This is a genomic window from Clostridium sp. MCC353 (assembly GCF_018785315.1).
Classification (GTDB): Bacteria; Bacillota; Clostridia; order Lachnospirales; family Lachnospiraceae; genus CHH4-2.
The window spans coordinates 1-15236 of record NZ_WQPN01000087.1; the positions used below are offsets into that span (position 1 = coordinate 1).

The following is a 15236-nucleotide window of genomic DNA, read 5'->3' on the forward strand; positions in this document are numbered from 1 at the left end:
GGGTCTGCATATGCCCCCCAATTCCTCTCATCCACGGCCGCCTGCCCCAGATTCCCCGTCTTCATGGCTGTGTACCGGCTTCACTATGATAATAAAGATTTGGGGAGATGCGTAGAAAAAGCAAGGAATTGTTTAGGATGGTATTTAGTACGAGTTATGGCATGAAATTTCACATAAATGACGTGGGGATTGACAGTAAAACGTGAAGTCATTTTCGAAAATGCCTTGAGGGTTGATGTAAAAAAATCTCCCTTCTTCTACACACTTCCTCCAGGCAAAATTTCATTTAATTAACTTGGCAGGAGAAATTAGCAGAAAAGCGGGACGAGGGGACGGAGGTTGGGCTGGCTGTTTGGAAGGGGCCGGGCTGGCCGGAATCCAACGGCACTGGAAGGCATCTGGAAACCGTTTAGTTAAACTTAGGCCGCAGGCATGGAAAAAGACGGGCAGAAACTGAAAACCAAATCAGTTTCTGAGATGCCCACTGAACGGTGAAGTCCTATAAAGAGTTCACCGTGAATGGGCATCGGACCGTCTTTTTTCGTGCCTGCGGCCTTAGTTTAACTTACGGTTGGAAGCTGCCTTCCAGTGCCGTTGGATTCCGGCCAGCCCGGCCCCTTCCAAACAGCCAGCCCAACCTCCGTCCCCTCGTCCTGCTTTTCTGCGTAACTTTCACCAATTAAATCCCAATTCCCTTAAATTTCTCCTTTGTTATTTCGATAAACAGTTTCGCCGCATCCGACAAATACACATTTTTCCGGTATGCGATCACGAAATCCCACTCATTGTTGTTGTTTCCCACTGAGCAGAACAAAAGTTTTCTGGGCGTATAGAAATATTTTTCACACATGTCCGTACAGAAGCCCACGCCTATGCCGGAAGCGATGATGGAAAGCACGCTCTCCACGCTTTCAAGGGTTATGGTTTCCGGGAAAATGACGGATTCCATCATGATCCGGTCCGCAATTTTTCTGGTGCGGAATTTGGGGTCCACCATAAAAAACACTTCATCCCCCATCCGGTTAATATCGATCCATGGGTGTTTTCTCCCCGCCCGTTTTTCCGTAAAACGAGCCAGCTTATTATCTGGAGAAATCACCATAACCACTTCCTCCTTACAAATCTGTTCATAATTAAAACCGGCAAAATACCCGTCTGTCACCGTATAGATCGCCAGATCAATCTTCCCTTCGCTCAACGCGTTATTCAGTTCCTGAACGCCGCCTTCCATAATCCTCACCTTATAATTCGGATACTGACGTTTAAACGCCGGCAGTGTGTTAGGCAGCACATATCTCCCCCTTGTGGGAGTGATGCCGATGGAAAGCCTTCCTCTGAACTTCTGATTGATATCATTCAGATTATTTTGAAGCTGGCGGTTTAAATCCAAAATTTTAAGGCCGGTTTCCACATACTGCTCCCCGGCATAAGTCAGGATCAGCTTGTTATCGATTCGGTCAAACAGCTTTACCTGAAGTTTTCGTTCCAGATTCTGCAGAAATTTACTGATTGACGGCTGCGTGATATCAAGCGAACGCGCTGCCCCTGAAAGCGTCTGATGATCTCTGATCGCTAAAACATACTGTATTTCTCTAAAATCCATAAGTCCGTCCTCCTCTGATCTATCTCAAATTATACCACAAAAGCAGTTCATCCCATAGTTTTAAACTATAAAAAGTATGCTCAAACTCTGGATTTACAGTTATACCCGCATATAGTAAGATACATTTAATCGATAAGAGATTTCAGGAGGTAACGATATGTTAAAAGGTTATATGACCACCAGCGATAAGGCCAGGATTTATTATGAAGACCGTGGATCCGGCATTCCCATCCTTTTTGTACCGGGCCACATGTGCACCACCAAATTTTTTGAAAAAAATGCCGAAGATCTGGAAAAAGATTACCGGGTCGTCACATTTGATCCCAGGGGATTTGGAAATTCTTCCAAAGTGCTTCACGGCAATGACATTGAACGCCATGCTGACGATATCAAAGAGCTGATTGATTATCTAAACCTGGATGATGTGATACTGATGGGATGGTCTTTAGCCGGAAGCGCCGTTGTAACTTACGCCCATAAATATGATTCTTTCCATTTGAAGGGTCTGGGGCTGGTAGACTGCTGCCTGTTTCCATTTTCACCTGATGATTGGAATTCCTATAATTCCAAGAATTATAACATGGACGACTGGAACGAAAAATACAGGCTGTGGATCACTGAGCCTGAGACGTATTTCGATAATTTTATACAGAGAATTGATACCTATCTTACACAGGAAGAGATTTCCATGGTACGGACAGAAATTTCAAAAACTCCGCCCTGGATCGGTTTTGCCCTTCATTCAGACTGGTGCCATACTGACGCTGAAGTTTTGTTAAAAGACCTCACAGTCCCGGTATATATTGCCAGCGGCTGTTCAAAGGGGCACACAACTTCCATGGGACGTCATTATAACGAAGTAATACCTACCTATCACGAACTCCATGAATACGAAAAGGGGGGACATATTTTATTCTGGGTTGAGAGGGAAAAATTCAATCGAACGCTTCGGAGTTTTATTTCAAAGATCATCTAAATTATCAACAGTTCTAAAGAGGAGGGTTTTATGTTAGCTATTATTGGGTATGCAATTATTATTGTCATGATGTTTTTGATCTTGAAAGACAAAGCTTTGCCGGCCACCTGTTTCGTGTTCCTGCCAATCATCGGGGCTGTGATCGCAGGATTCAGCATTGCAGATATCTCCGGTTTTATCTCAAAAGGCGTGGGAACCACCTGGGCAACCGCTATTTTGTTCGTATTTTCCATTCTGTATTTTGGAATCATGAATTACGCAGGATTATTTGACAAATTGGTGGATTATCTTTTAAAGATTGCCGGAAACAACATCACCATGATCCTGCTGGCCACTGCCGTCATCGCCATTATCGGCCATATCGACGGCGCCACTACATCCACTTACCTTATTACAATTCCGGTTATGCTTCCCATCTTCAAGAAAATGAAGTTGAGGCCCACGGTCCTGCTTCTCATCGTAAGCTGCGCAACCGGCGTTATGAATCTGGTTCCCTGGGGCGGCCCTACTATGAGGGCGGCAACCGCCATCAGCCAGGATCCCACCCAGTTGTGGGTCAGCATGATTCCCATGCAGGTGTTTGGAATCGTCTGTACCCTGGCGCTGGCTGTTTATTTCAGCTTTATCGAAAAGAAACGCCTGGCTAAAGCGGGAGAATCCGGTGTGGTTATAGACCTGGTAAGGGACAGCGGACGTTCTGAAGACAGCGATCTGTCCATGAAACGGCCCAAGTTATTATGGTTTAATCTTCTGCTGACCATTATCCTCATCGTGCTGTTAGTAAAAAACATCTTCCCAGCCTATGCGGTATTCATGTTTGGAATGCTGATCGCCATTGCCGTCAACTACCCGGATTTAAAGGTACAGCAAAAGATCATTCATGACCTGGCCGGAGGTTCCATCGGTCTTGTGGTCACATTAATCGGTGCAGGCGTTTTTTTAGGAATCTTTGTCAATACAGGCATGATCGACGCAATGGCCCAGGTATTGATCCACATGCTTCCCCAAAGCCTGCAGAAATACCTCCATCTCATCATCGGCGCTTTAGGCGCTCCAATGGGCATGATTATGGGCCCGGACCCTTATTACTACGGCGTACTTCCGCTGATCAGCGAAACCGTGTCCCGCTTCGGCATAACTCCGGAACAGGTAGCCCATGCGATGTTAATCGGTGAAAATGTCGCCCTTGCAGTCAGCCCCTGCGTGCCTACCACCTTCCTGGCTATGGGACTTGCCGGTGTGGAACTGAAAGACCATATCAAATTCTCCTTTAAATGGTTATGGGGAATCAGCATCCTCATGCTGGTCTTCGCTGTCATATTCAGAATCATATAACAGATTCCTCCTGGCTTCCACCATCTTTTGATCAATGCAGGAGGCAGCGGATGCTGAAACCGGAGTATATATGCGTCCAGCCGGCAAAAGTCCAGCCGGTAAAAGTCCGGCCAGCAAAAGTCCGGCCAGCAAAACATTTCATACATAAAAACGTTCGTTCCAGGCAGATGGATTGCGGCCATCTGCCAGAAACGAACGTTTTTTCACTCTCCCATCCTATTTCCCATCTTTTCAGCCCCACTCCCGATGAATGACTTCAATTTCCGGAATGGTATAGTTCCTTATGATGCTGCCGCTGGTATATAATTTCGAAATAGAACTGTTCTCTCTGACAATGTCATATTTGATCACATTATTTTCACAATGGGCCACCCATAAAGCGATATCGGCCACCCCTCTCTGCCGCATAATGTTGGCCGCTCTCAATACAGTTCCCCCGGTACAGCAGATATCATCTATAATTAAAATCCGTTTTCCGGTCAGGCTCAGATCATTATTGAACAGCTCATAACTGATGATCTCCCTGCTGTCATCCAGAACCCGCTGTTTCTGACCGTAAAAATAAGGAATCTGGTTTCGGGCACAGGCATTGATCTTCTGAGGATATTTTTTCATAGCTCCTGCATCCGGAAAAAACAGATAGTCAGGCCGGAACAATTCCCTCACTTTCTCAATATATGGATTAATGTCCAATTCAACCACATGTTCCAGCAGATCCGTGATTCCGTTTGAATGATTATCCAGCGTATAGATACGGGCAAACTCCATCCGGTTTATGATATTGGAAAACATTTTGAGACTGTATACATATCCGTTAATGGGCCGGTCCATCCTGCCATACGGCACATAGAGCATGGTCAGATCAATCTCAGCACCGGGTTCCTTATCCCTTATAAACTCTACGGCAAACTGAAGGTCTGTGATGTCTTTATTATCCTGGAAAAACAGTTCAATCATGTTATGATCCGGCTTGACTGTCACCGGTTTATAGGAGACCTCCCCATTGCTGAACTGTTCGCTTCCAAAAATTCTGCCGTTAACTTTAATCATATTTATCCTCCCACAGTATTATTTTAACCTTTTTCCAACAATTATCACATGACTGCCGGCACCCTTATCAGGTTTCGTTTAACGTTTTATTTGACCTTATTATAACATATCAGTCCAGCGTGTGGTTGAAAATTCATTTCCGCCATCTGCACGTCCCACTTTGCGGGAGATTTGCCCCGAATTTGGTCAACGCAGCCCGCTGCGCCTCCCTCATCCGGGACAAATCTCCCACAAATTGTGACGCACATCTGACGGAAAGAGATTTTCAAACACTCTCCAGTGCAATCCAGGGATACAAAAAAGGAAAAAGGCTGCATACACAAAAAGGCCATGCGATATCAACCGCATGGCCCCACCATTTCTTCCCATTAAATCAGATTTCATTGACCGTTTTAATGGTTAATAAATATACACTTAAAAATTTGAGCAAGACGATAAGCCGGGTTATGTCATTGGATGGCCATCTATCTAGGTCTGCCGTCACCAGCAGACTCAAGCGACCTACCCGGGAACAGACGGGCCGCCTTATGTTCCCTGTTCGGTCTTGCTTCGGATGGGGTTTACATATGCCCCGGCTGTTACCAGCCGGGCGGTAGTCTCTTACACTGCCCTTCCACCCTTACATGTTTCCATGCGGTATATTTCTGTTGCACTATCCCTGGAGTCGCCTCCGCCAGACGTTATCTGGCATCCTGCCCTGTGAAGCCCGGACTTTCCTCATCTGCAACCTTTCGGTATCACAGCTGCGGCCACCTGTCTTACTCAAACTAATGTAGTTTAACATAATTTCATGCTGAATGTCAACTAATTCCTTACCTGAAGGCAGCACCATATTACAGTTTCATGCTTACACTTTGGGCAGAATAAGGGAAAGTTTTCAAGGATAGTATCTGCTCTAAGTTGTATGCGGGTTTTGCTGTTACACACTGGACAATACAACCATACCCGTCCAGACATTAAACCACCTCACTTTCCGGTTTGTTAAACACAATTTCATATTTGATCCCCTCTAAATCTTTGAAAAACATCGCATAATAATAGGGCCCGTGTTCTTCAAAAATTCGTGGAGTATAAATTATATTTGCCCCTATTTCTTTGATACGCAAATAGAGCTCATTCACTTCTTTTCTTGAATTAGCTCTAAATGCCATATGGTGAAATGCTCCTGGTTTTCTTCGGTGTATGGTATCACTTTTGAAAGCTGTACGGGGTGAACATATAGCAAAATCAAAACTTTCGTTCAAATATTCAACCACATATAAATCGTGTTCTTCAATAACGGCGCTTATTTTGTCCGTCAGACTATATCCCAAAATGGGCATAAGTTTGTCATAAAACGGCTCTGCGATCTTCATATTTTTAACCGTAATTTGAATATGGTCAATAATCGGTTTCATCCTTTCCTCCTTCTAATTTGTGAGCCAATATTGTCGGCCATCTTTGGTACGCTCCATAAATCCGTACATAATAAGGTATCGTCGAATAGTCATATAATCAGCATAAATAGGCTTGAGAATTTCATTAACTTCTTGCTCACTGTATTTTTTTCCATATTCAAATTGTTCAGCTATTTTTCCAAGGATAACAACCTTTTTCTTTTCTTTGGGCGAAAAAGATTTTAGTACAAGAGGTTGAATACTGGAAAAAAAAGTCTCAACAATGTGTTGCTTTTCATCCTCTGTGATAAGATAGCGATCATCAACATAAATTGCATTATTATGAATGGGAATGATCTGTTCAGTGGTTATTGGTTCATCCTCAAACACTAATTCATACATAGCTAAATAGAATTTAGCCTGTTTTGCCTTTTCCCTAAATGTAAAACGTTGTCTACGAATTGTAGCTTCTGTTACATTTAATTTTTTTGCCATATCCTTATCAGACATTTTTGAATAGAACATAGCGAGTAAATCTCTCTGGTTTTGGGTTAGAGTATTATACTTTGACTCCGAGCAAAGCAACTGTGTCAAATTGCTATTGTGGGACTGACTAATATGTTTCATTACCGCAGGTTCAGCCATAAAAAAGCTTCCCTCAATTTGAAACACCTGGCCAATATTAAATACCTGCCCACAATGATTGCAGACAAAAGCATCTTGCTCCTTGTCATACTTATACCCTTTTTTAATTTCATCAAGTGTCATTTTTCCGTAGTCCATATTTCTTCTCCTTCATTATAAACATATTATACTTTTGTTTATTATAATTGTCAACAATAAAAATGACGAAATTAAATACTACTAAAACCGAAATCATATTTCATTCACATAATTTAACCCGAAATGTAGAATGATATAGGGTGATATGAGCCATTTATGATAATGTCCTTATATACCCCAAGGAAAAATGTCCCAACTACGGTATACTAACTCTTGCTTATTTATTACGACAGGAGGAATTTATTATCAGAAAGGTTATACTTACAATGGATGAACAGAAGAAATTTGAAGTGATCAAAGCCCTGGCTGATCACCCACAGCCTAACAAAGAAAGAGCTGCACTTACACTAGGCTGCACAATCAGGCACATCAACCGTATGCTCGCCGGATACAAAACATATGGGAAAGAATACTTCGTACATGGAAACAAAGGACGTCAACCAGCCAATACCATTCAAAATGACGTAAAGATTACCATTATTAATCTTTACCGCAGTAAATACTATGATGCCAACTTTACACACTATACAGAATTACTTGACAGGCACGAAGGTATTTCTCTGTCTGCCTCCTCAGTTTCTAAAATTTTAGAATCAGAATACATTCTCTCACCTAAAGTCACTCGTGCAAAACACAAACGGATGCTGATGCCATCCAAACCAATCTTGTAGCTGTCGAAGATGCCCATACCAGACGTCCTAGAGCCGCTTACTTTGGAGAACTGCTTCAGATGGATGCGACTCCATATGAATGGGTTCCTGGAAGCATTTGGCACCTTCATCTTGCTATTGATGATGCCACTGGCAGAATGGTTGGTGCATGGTTCGATACTCAGGAATCTTTGAATGGTTACTACCATGTATTCCAACAGATTTTGACCGATTACGGCATTCCTTATAAGTTTTTTACTGATCGCCGTACTGTGTTTACCTATAAAAAGAAAAATTCCCCATCTCTCGATGAGGATACCTATACACAGTTTGCTTATGCCTGCCACCAGCTTGGTGTTGAATTAGAATCCAGCAGTATTCCACAAGCAAAAGGCCGTGTAGAACGTTTAAATCAAACTTTACAGTCGAGACTCCCAATCGAGTTAAGACTCGCGGGAATCACGACCATAGAAGCTGCTAACGAATTCCTCAACCTCCAAGTAAAAGAATTCAATGCGAAGTTTTCACTTCCTTTCAATACTATCAAATCTGTGTTTGAAGAGCAACCCTCAAACGAAAAAATAAATCTTACACTGGCAACTTTGTGTGAAAGAACGGTCGATACCGGACACTGTCTCAGACACAGTAACAGCTACTATAAGATGCTTGATAAGAACGGTCTGCAGGTACATTACCGGAAAGGAACCAAGACCATGTTTATCCAAGCTTTTGATGGCAAAAAGTATTGTTGTATCAATGATGCCGATATCTATGCATTGGAAGCTATTCCTGAACACGAAGCCAAATCCAAAAATTTAGATTTAGACTACAAAGAGCCAAAACCGAAAAAGAAATACATTCCTCCAATGAATCATCCTTGGCGAAAATCTATCTTTCATAAGTTCGTCCAAAAACAGGAACACCATTGGGACGACGAAGAAAAAGCATCTGCATAATAATCGGAGCGGAATCGTTGTCAAGTGAACCGTGGAATCATGGGACAAAGTCCCTTTATGCCGCGAAAGTCTCTTGACAAAAGATACACGGATTACCCTCATGACTAGGAAAGGAACTTTGTTCCTTTCCCTGGCTTCCCGGCAAGGGTTAATGGGCCAAGGGACTAGTCCCTTGCAGGTACCTAGGGCAGAGCCCTATGCCCCCGGAGGGTGTACTTGTGGTATCCAAAAATAATAATCAATCCAACATTCTTTATAGACCATGCTTTATTTTGTTTTAAAAAGCCCCAGCAATTGCCGGGGCTAATGTTTCACTTATTTTGGGACATTTTCAAAAATGCTTGACACTAATTCCTTACCTGAAGGCAGCACCATCAAACCCTAAAACAGCTTCCACCGATAAACTCCCTCACTATGGAATTTTTCGGAATATCCTCACTGCTCACTCCCAGGAAATAATCCAGGAATTTGAGCAGCCTCTTGGCTTCCAGATACTCTTCCGAATCCCTTGGGATGCCGAACAAAAGAGGTTCTGCATATTGTTTTAACACAGCCAGCTCATACACAGAGGCGGAATTAAACATGATATCCGCTTCCTCCTGGAACGGGAATATGTTGTTCTCTTCCCCATTGCGCACTGACTGCCATCTCTTGATGGTTTCCTGGGCGCTCTCCCCTCTGGTTCTGGCATCCCGCACCATGCGCCGGATCAGACGTCCGTCCGTGGTCGGTATCCGGTTATGTTCGTCGATATTTAACTGGGTCAGCGCGCTGATGTAAATCTTAAATTTGTTCTCTTTCGGCAGGGAATAGGAAAAGCGGTCATTTAAACAGTGGATTCCTTCAATCACCAGAATATCTTCCTTTCCAAGGGACAGGAAATCGCCTTTGTACTCCCTCATTCCCGTTTTAAAATTATAGCGGGGCATCTCCACCGTTTTACCGGCTAAGAGGTTGGTCATATCTTCATTAAACTGGTTGATATCCAGGCATTCCAGTATTTCATAGTTATAATTTCCGTTTTCATCCTTGGGACTGTCCACCCGGTTCACAAAATAGTCATCCGCCGCTATGGGATGAGGCTTCATTCCCAGGGCTTCAAGCTGGATGGAAAGCCGGTGGGAAAATGTGGTTTTTCCCGAAGAAGACGGGCCTGCGATCATAACGATTTTCTTGTCCGGCTGCGCCGCGATCTGTTCCGCAATCTGGCCGATCTTTTTCTCCTGCAGCGCTTCCTGGATCAAAATCAGCTCATTGGCCTTTCCGTGGGCGATCATGTCGTTTAAAGCCCCTACTGTCGGCACTCCCAGCCGTTCTCCCCAGTCGGAGGATTCCTTCAATACATGGAACAGTTTCTCCCTTTCCTCAAAGGGATGCACCTTCTTAGGATTCTTGGAATCCGGCAGCATCAGCATAAATCCGTCGTCAAAAAGAACCAGGTCAAAGTACCGGATATACCCCGTATTCTGAACCATATAGCCGTAAAAATAATCTTCAAACCCGCCGATGCTGTAGATGTTCACTCTGGACACCCGGCGGTATTTGAACAGTTTCTCCTTGTCATACATCCGGTGTTTGTGGAACAGTTCCACAGCCTCATCCGTGTGCACATTCCGCTTCATGATCGGGATCTTTGCATCCACGTATTCCAGCATCTGTGTTTTCACCCGGTCAAGCAGTTCCTGATCCAGCACGAAATCCCCCTTAGGCAGCACATAAAGCCCTTTTCCCAGGGAAAAATCAATGGATATTTTCTCAACATGTTCCGCCCCTGCCACCTCGTAAAATGATTTCAGCATGAGTAAAATCGCGCTTCTGTGATACGTCTGCATTCCCGGTTTATCCCTGGTGGTAACAAACTCCATCGTACAGTCCCCGGTCACTTTTTTGTGGAGTTCCGCAAGCTTCCGGTTTACAAAAACCAGCACGATGTCATCCTCATATTCGGACTGGTGGTCTTTTGCAATATCCAAATATAAGGTTCCCTCCTCATATTCTTCCCTTTTGCCGTTGATTGTAACAAATGCCATCGATGCCCTCCTTATCGTTCTTGTCTCATACGATTACAGCCGCCGGAAAAGCCGGAGCCGCTTTTATTATCTCTATTTGCCCATCTGTGATTTTATTAATATAATCAGCCATAAATTCAATAAAAATGTGCTCCACTCCGTAATGTCCCGCATCGATCACCGCCATGCCGCCCGCAACGGCGTCAATCCCTTCGTGGTGGCCGATATCTCCTGTAACCAGCACCCGCACGCCTGCTTTTAATCCATGGGAAATCATGCTGGAACCTGAGCCGGGTGACACAGCAATCCGGCGGACCGGTTCTTTTATCTCATCCATCCCGTAGACCGTCACAAAAGGCAGCCCAAAAGCGTCTTTTACATAGGTTCCCAGTTCCCCAAGCGTCATCTCATGCGGAAGCAATCCTACTTTCCCGATCCCGTATGCGCCCTCTTCCGACTGCCCTGTAATCTCTAAGACGCCGCATTCCGTGAGCTTTAAGAATCCGGCAGCCAGATCGGCCATACATCCCGGCGCTATATCGAAATTGGTGTGCATGGCATAATAGGATATGCCGTTTTCAATCAGATTCAATAACCTGCGGCCAATAAAATCCTGGTCATTCACCTTTTTTACCGCCTTAAAAATCAGCGGATGATGGGTTAACAGCATATCCGCTTTCCGGCTCACCGCCAGGTCAACTACATCATCCGTTGCATCCAACGCGATCACTATTCTTTTAACATCCCTGTCCATCCGCCCGGCCAGCAGCCCCGGGTTATCCCATTCACAGGCATAACCCACATCCGCTAACTGTTCCAACAGGTTTATGATCTGTTCACATTTCATCCAATATCTCCTTAATCCACTCCAAATGCCGTATAATCTCCTGTTTTCTGCCCCTGTTTGCCTCCGTTTCATGAAGACTTAGCTGCTCTAAAACCTTTTGATACAAAAGGGTTTCTTTTTCCAAAAATTCCTTTAAAACGGGATTCTTATGTTCCGCCAGATACCTCCCGTAAAGATAATAGGCTTCTTTTTCCAGAAACATGGATCCGCGGACCACTTTCATCACCGTATAGTATTTCCCTTCCTCACAGGTCATATCCTCTTTTACAATGCAGAAGCCTTGTTCTTCCAGATATCTTCTGACCTTGCCAAGCTCTGACTGGGGGGATAAAATCCAGGTTTTTACGCTGTTCCACACATGCCTTCCCTCTTCCAGTATATGTATCACCAGCTCACCGCCCATACCGGCGATTATAACCGTATCCGCTTCATCCGGCTTTAACCGGGAAACGCCGTCGCTCAAACGCGTCTCAATACGCCCTTCCATGCCGTAAGTTTTTATATGGTTCTGCGCCCGTTCCAAAGGCCCCGGCCGCACATCCATGGCAATGGCGGACACCGCCCGTTTTTCTTCTACCAGCCAAATCGGGACATATGCATGATCTGTCCCGATATCGGCAATCCGGCTGCCAGGTTCCACAAAGGAAGCCACCATCTCCAGTCTGCGTGATAATTTCATAGGTTCCTCTCATTTCGCCAACGGCGTATTTTTTTCAATCCAGATAATCTTTTAATTTCTTGCTGCGGCTGGGATGGCGCAGCTTGCGGAGGGCTTTCGCCTCAATCTGGCGAATCCGCTCACGGGTCACATTAAACTCTTTTCCCACTTCCTCCAAAGTCCTTGGACGCCCGTCTTCCAGGCCGAATCTCAGTTTCAGCACCTTCTGTTCCCGCTCAGTCAGGGTGTCCAGAACTTCCATAAGCTGTTCGTGAAGCAGGGTAAATGTGGCGGCATCCGCCGGAACGGCCACGTGGTCGTCCTGTATAAAATCCCCCAGATGGCTGTCCTCTTCCTCCCCGATGGGCGTCTCCAAAGAGACCGGATCCTGGGATATCTTCATAATCTCCCTGACCCGCTCGACCGGTATCTCCATCTTTTCTGCAATCTCTTCCGGCTGGGGTTCTCTTCCCAGCTCCTGAAGCAGTTGTCTGGACACCCGGATCAGCCGGTTTATGGTTTCCACCATATGTACCGGAATGCGGATAGTTCTGGCCTGGTCCGCAATGGATCTGGTGATGGCCTGACGGATCCACCAGGTGGCATAGGTGCTGAATTTATATCCCTTCGTATAATCAAACTTTTCCACAGCCTTTATGAGGCCCAGATTCCCTTCCTGTATCAGGTCGAGAAACTGCATCCCCCGGCCAACGTAGCGCTTTGCAATGCTGACTACAAGACGGAGGTTGGCTTCAGCCAGTTTCTTTCTGGCATTCTCATCTCCTAAGCTCATGCGTTTGGCCAGTTCAATCTCTTCCTCTGTGGACAAAAGAGGGACTTTGCCGATCTCTTTTAAATACATGCGCACCGGATCCTCAATGTTAACGCCCTCAGGAACAGAGAGGTCAATGTTCTCCACATCAATCTCTTCCTCTTCGTCCAGCTCTTCTTCGATAAACAGATCCGGATCAATGTCCTCATCGTCCCCGATCCTCAGCACATCCACTTTATTATTTTCCAAAAAATCATAAATCTTGTCCAGCTTATCCGGGTCAAGAATCTCATCACGGAAGAAATCAAGAATCTCCTGATTTTCCAGTACATTCTTTTTCTTTTTCGCTTCTGCCAACAACAGTTCCAGCTTTTCATCGAATCCCAATGTCTTCTCGTCCATGTTTCTCCATCCCTCCACAGCCTGCTTATAGTGTTGCCTTAATCAAAAGAAATATGCAGTGTTTTCAGCGCTGCCTGTTCCCTGATAATCCTCTGTAATTCCGCGATATCCCCGGCATTTCTGCTGGCATGGTCCAGGCTGTTCTTCTTCACTTTTAATACGGTTTCCGTAAATGCTTTTTTCTGCTCCTCATCATCCAAAGCCCCTTTTAAGCTGGCATTGAACAGAGACGCCACCTCTTTGTACTGATCCTCGTCATTGATAAAATGGTTCAGGATACCGGCCGGGTTCACTTTCCCCTCCGCATGGTCTTTAAAAACCATCTCCGCTACCTGACGGTACAAATCCTCAATGAAATCAGACGGCGTAATAATATCCTTAATGCGGTCAAACAAGGATGGATTTTCAATCAGCCAGGTCAGCAAAAGGCGCTGGGACTGTTTTGTTCCATCTTCTTTTTCCGCCTTTGTAGGCCTGATCTTTTCTTTTTTATAGGTTTCATCTTTCACCGTTCCTGCTGCCATACGGCTGCCCAAACGGTTTACCAGCTGCCTCAGATCCTCATAATTGATGAAATGTTCTCTGGACACAGCCTGAAGATAATTATCCCGTTCCAGCGCTTCCGGAAACTCCAAAAGCTTTCTGGCCACTTCATTATAGAATTGTGTCTTCTGTTCCGGATCGTCCATGCTGTAATTTTTCTTAATCACATCAATTTCATACATGAAACTGTTCTTCGCCTGCTCAATCCGTTCCTTAAACGCCTCCGGCCCAAGATTTTTCATGAATTCATCCGGGTCTTTATAAGGCTGCATGTTGAGCACCTTGATGGACATGCCCACCGCTTTAAGGATCGGAATGGCCCTGAGCGCTGCTTTTACCCCTGCTCCGTCACTGTCATAGGTCAGGATCACCTGATCCGTATACCGCTTTAAAAGCGCCGCATGCTGGGTTGTAAACGCGGTTCCCAAAGACGCCACCGCATTGGTGAATCCCGCCTGGTGCATGGCGATCACGTCCATATAGCCCTCACAGATCAGCATGTATTTCTCTCTGGAAATCCTGGCATAATTGAGCCCGTAGAGATTCCGGCTCTTATCAAACAGCTTTGTTTCCGGCGAGTTTAAGTACTTGGGAGCGCCGTCCCCCATCACCCGGCCTCCAAAGCCGATCACCCGGTTATTCACATCCAAAATAGGGAACATGACCCGGTTCCAGAACTTATCGTAGGTCCCCCGCTCTTCAATATTGACCAGGCCGGTTTCTTTTAAAATCTGATCCCTGTATCCTTTTGACTTTAAATACCGGTACAGATCATCGCTGGTTTTATTGGCAAATCCCAGCCCGAAACGGGTGATTGTCTCATCACTCAGCTGACGGTCTTTCAGATACCGGTATCCGATCTGGCCCTGGGGCTGTTTCAACTGATAATAAAAATAATTGGCTGCCAGCTTATTGATCTCCAACAACGTGGCCCTTAAATCCGCCTGTTCCTTTGCCTCTTTGTCATATTCCACGGAAGGCAGTTCCACGCCGGCCCGTTCAGCCAGCATCCTGAGCGCTTCTGTAAAGGAATAGTTTTCATATTCCATAATAAATGTAATTACATTTCCACCGGCCCCGCAGCCAAAACAATAATACATCTGCTTGGACGGTGATACGGAAAACGATGGAGACTTCTCACTGTGAAAAGGACATAATCCAAAATAGTTACTTCCCTTTTTTTGTAATTTTACATATCCAGAAATCACATCTACAATGTCATTTCTCACCCTTACTTCCTCTACAATGTCTTCCGGATAGCGCATGAAGTCTCTCC

Annotated in this window: 15 protein-coding genes and 1 other RNA gene; 4 read left to right on the top strand and 12 right to left on the bottom strand. The window is 45.0% G+C overall.

The window, feature by feature from the left end; translation table 11 throughout:
* Positions 1-679 precede the first annotated feature (679 nt).
* The gene (locus GPL15_RS15755) at positions 680-1603 is read right to left on the bottom strand and encodes a LysR family transcriptional regulator (protein WP_215699643.1); all 924 of its coding nucleotides are present in this window, start codon (positions 1601-1603) and stop codon (positions 680-682) included.
* A gap of 157 nt (positions 1604-1760) precedes the next feature.
* Between GPL15_RS15755 and GPL15_RS15760 the strand changes: the two genes are divergently transcribed.
* Positions 1761-2579, top strand: a complete 819-nt coding sequence (locus GPL15_RS15760) for an alpha/beta hydrolase (RefSeq protein ID WP_215699644.1) — start codon at positions 1761-1763, stop codon at positions 2577-2579.
* Positions 2580-2609: 30 nt separating this feature from the next.
* Positions 2610-3914, top strand: coding sequence for a citrate:proton symporter (locus GPL15_RS15765; protein WP_215699645.1), 1305 nt, complete (start codon positions 2610-2612; stop codon positions 3912-3914).
* 231 nt (positions 3915-4145) lie between these two features.
* Here GPL15_RS15765 and GPL15_RS15770 read toward each other — a convergent pair whose 3' ends face one another.
* From GPL15_RS15770 to GPL15_RS15790, 6 genes are all read right to left on the bottom strand, one after another.
* The gene (locus GPL15_RS15770; RefSeq protein WP_215699646.1) at positions 4146-4964 is read right to left on the bottom strand and encodes a phosphoribosyltransferase family protein; all 819 of its coding nucleotides are present in this window, start codon (positions 4962-4964) and stop codon (positions 4146-4148) included.
* An 86-nt stretch (positions 4965-5050) separates the two neighbouring features.
* On the bottom strand, positions 5051-5296 hold the full coding sequence (locus GPL15_RS28060) for a DUF6783 domain-containing protein (protein WP_346344987.1): 246 nt from the start codon (positions 5294-5296) through the stop codon (positions 5051-5053).
* Positions 5297-5383: 87 nt separating this feature from the next.
* Positions 5384-5729: RNase P RNA component class A (rnpB, locus tag GPL15_RS15775), an RNA gene on the bottom strand.
* A gap of 39 nt (positions 5730-5768) precedes the next feature.
* Positions 5769-5921: a cysteine-rich KTR domain-containing protein gene (locus GPL15_RS15780; RefSeq protein WP_215699647.1), complete on the bottom strand. Its 153-nt coding sequence runs from the start codon at positions 5919-5921 to the stop codon at positions 5769-5771.
* The gene (locus GPL15_RS15785; RefSeq protein WP_215699648.1) at positions 5921-6361 is read right to left on the bottom strand and encodes a VOC family protein; all 441 of its coding nucleotides are present in this window, start codon (positions 6359-6361) and stop codon (positions 5921-5923) included. The genes GPL15_RS15780 and GPL15_RS15785 overlap by 1 nt, the downstream gene beginning before the upstream one ends.
* Positions 6362-6373: 12 nt before the next feature.
* Positions 6374-7123: a DUF2087 domain-containing protein gene (locus GPL15_RS15790; protein ID WP_215699649.1), complete on the bottom strand. Its 750-nt coding sequence runs from the start codon at positions 7121-7123 to the stop codon at positions 6374-6376.
* 266 nt (positions 7124-7389) lie between these two features.
* Between GPL15_RS15790 and GPL15_RS27530 the strand changes: the two genes are divergently transcribed.
* Together GPL15_RS27530 and GPL15_RS15795 are read left to right on the top strand one after the other, a co-directional pair.
* A complete protein-coding gene (locus tag GPL15_RS27530) occupies positions 7390-7794 on the top strand; it encodes a hypothetical protein (protein WP_252198458.1) in 405 nt (134 codons plus the stop codon).
* Positions 7795-7853: 59 nt separating this feature from the next.
* Entirely contained in the window at positions 7854-8729 is an 876-nt protein-coding gene (locus GPL15_RS15795; RefSeq protein ID WP_252198459.1) for an ISNCY family transposase, read from the top strand.
* A gap of 374 nt (positions 8730-9103) precedes the next feature.
* Here the strand turns inward: GPL15_RS15795 and GPL15_RS15800 are convergent, their stop codons facing one another.
* The 5 genes from GPL15_RS15800 to dnaG are packed head-to-tail and all read right to left on the bottom strand — an operon-like array spanning position 9104 to position 15225.
* Positions 9104-10759 carry a nucleoside kinase gene (locus GPL15_RS15800; protein WP_215699650.1) on the bottom strand — a complete coding sequence of 552 codons (1656 nt, stop codon included), beginning with the start codon at positions 10757-10759 and terminating at the stop codon, positions 9104-9106.
* A 25-nt stretch (positions 10760-10784) separates the two neighbouring features.
* Positions 10785-11585: a Nif3-like dinuclear metal center hexameric protein gene (locus GPL15_RS15805; RefSeq protein WP_215699651.1), complete on the bottom strand. Its 801-nt coding sequence runs from the start codon at positions 11583-11585 to the stop codon at positions 10785-10787.
* Complete coding sequence (locus GPL15_RS15810) at positions 11575-12264, bottom strand: class I SAM-dependent methyltransferase (RefSeq protein WP_215699652.1); 690 nt, start codon at positions 12262-12264, stop codon at positions 11575-11577. The genes GPL15_RS15805 and GPL15_RS15810 overlap by 11 nt, the downstream gene beginning before the upstream one ends.
* Positions 12265-12298: 34 nt before the next feature.
* Positions 12299-13417: an RNA polymerase sigma factor RpoD gene (gene rpoD, locus GPL15_RS15815; RefSeq protein WP_215699653.1), complete on the bottom strand. Its 1119-nt coding sequence runs from the start codon at positions 13415-13417 to the stop codon at positions 12299-12301.
* A 38-nt stretch (positions 13418-13455) separates the two neighbouring features.
* Entirely contained in the window at positions 13456-15225 is a 1770-nt protein-coding gene (dnaG, locus tag GPL15_RS15820) for a DNA primase (protein WP_215699654.1), read from the bottom strand.
* Between the last annotated feature and the right edge of the window lie 11 nt (positions 15226-15236).

Coding starts and splice junctions, on each gene's coding strand:
- GPL15_RS15790 (WP_215699649.1), bottom strand. CDS start 7,123: ATGGACTACGGAAAAATGACACTTGATGAAATTAAAAAAGGGTATAAG.
- GPL15_RS15760 (WP_215699644.1), top strand. CDS start 1,761: ATGTTAAAAGGTTATATGACCACCAGCGATAAGGCCAGGATTTATTAT.
- GPL15_RS15770 (WP_215699646.1), bottom strand. CDS start 4,964: ATGATTAAAGTTAACGGCAGAATTTTTGGAAGCGAACAGTTCAGCAAT.
- rpoD (WP_215699653.1), bottom strand. CDS start 13,417: ATGGACGAGAAGACATTGGGATTCGATGAAAAGCTGGAACTGTTGTTG.
- GPL15_RS15765 (WP_215699645.1), top strand. CDS start 2,610: ATGTTAGCTATTATTGGGTATGCAATTATTATTGTCATGATGTTTTTG.
- GPL15_RS15755 (WP_215699643.1), bottom strand. CDS start 1,603: ATGGATTTTAGAGAAATACAGTATGTTTTAGCGATCAGAGATCATCAG.
- GPL15_RS15785 (WP_215699648.1), bottom strand. CDS start 6,361: ATGAAACCGATTATTGACCATATTCAAATTACGGTTAAAAATATGAAG.
- GPL15_RS27530 (WP_252198458.1), top strand. CDS start 7,390: ATGGATGAACAGAAGAAATTTGAAGTGATCAAAGCCCTGGCTGATCAC.
- GPL15_RS15795 (WP_252198459.1), top strand. CDS start 7,854: ATGGATGCGACTCCATATGAATGGGTTCCTGGAAGCATTTGGCACCTT.
- GPL15_RS15780 (WP_215699647.1), bottom strand. CDS start 5,921: ATGTCTGGACGGGTATGGTTGTATTGTCCAGTGTGTAACAGCAAAACC.
- dnaG (WP_215699654.1), bottom strand. CDS start 15,225: ATGCGCTATCCGGAAGACATTGTAGAGGAAGTAAGGGTGAGAAATGAC.
- GPL15_RS15810 (WP_215699652.1), bottom strand. CDS start 12,264: ATGAAATTATCACGCAGACTGGAGATGGTGGCTTCCTTTGTGGAACCT.
- GPL15_RS15800 (WP_215699650.1), bottom strand. CDS start 10,759: ATGGCATTTGTTACAATCAACGGCAAAAGGGAAGAATATGAGGAGGGA.
- GPL15_RS15805 (WP_215699651.1), bottom strand. CDS start 11,585: ATGAAATGTGAACAGATCATAAACCTGTTGGAACAGTTAGCGGATGTG.
- GPL15_RS28060 (WP_346344987.1), bottom strand. CDS start 5,296: ATGGCCTTTTTGTGTATGCAGCCTTTTTCCTTTTTTGTATCCCTGGAT.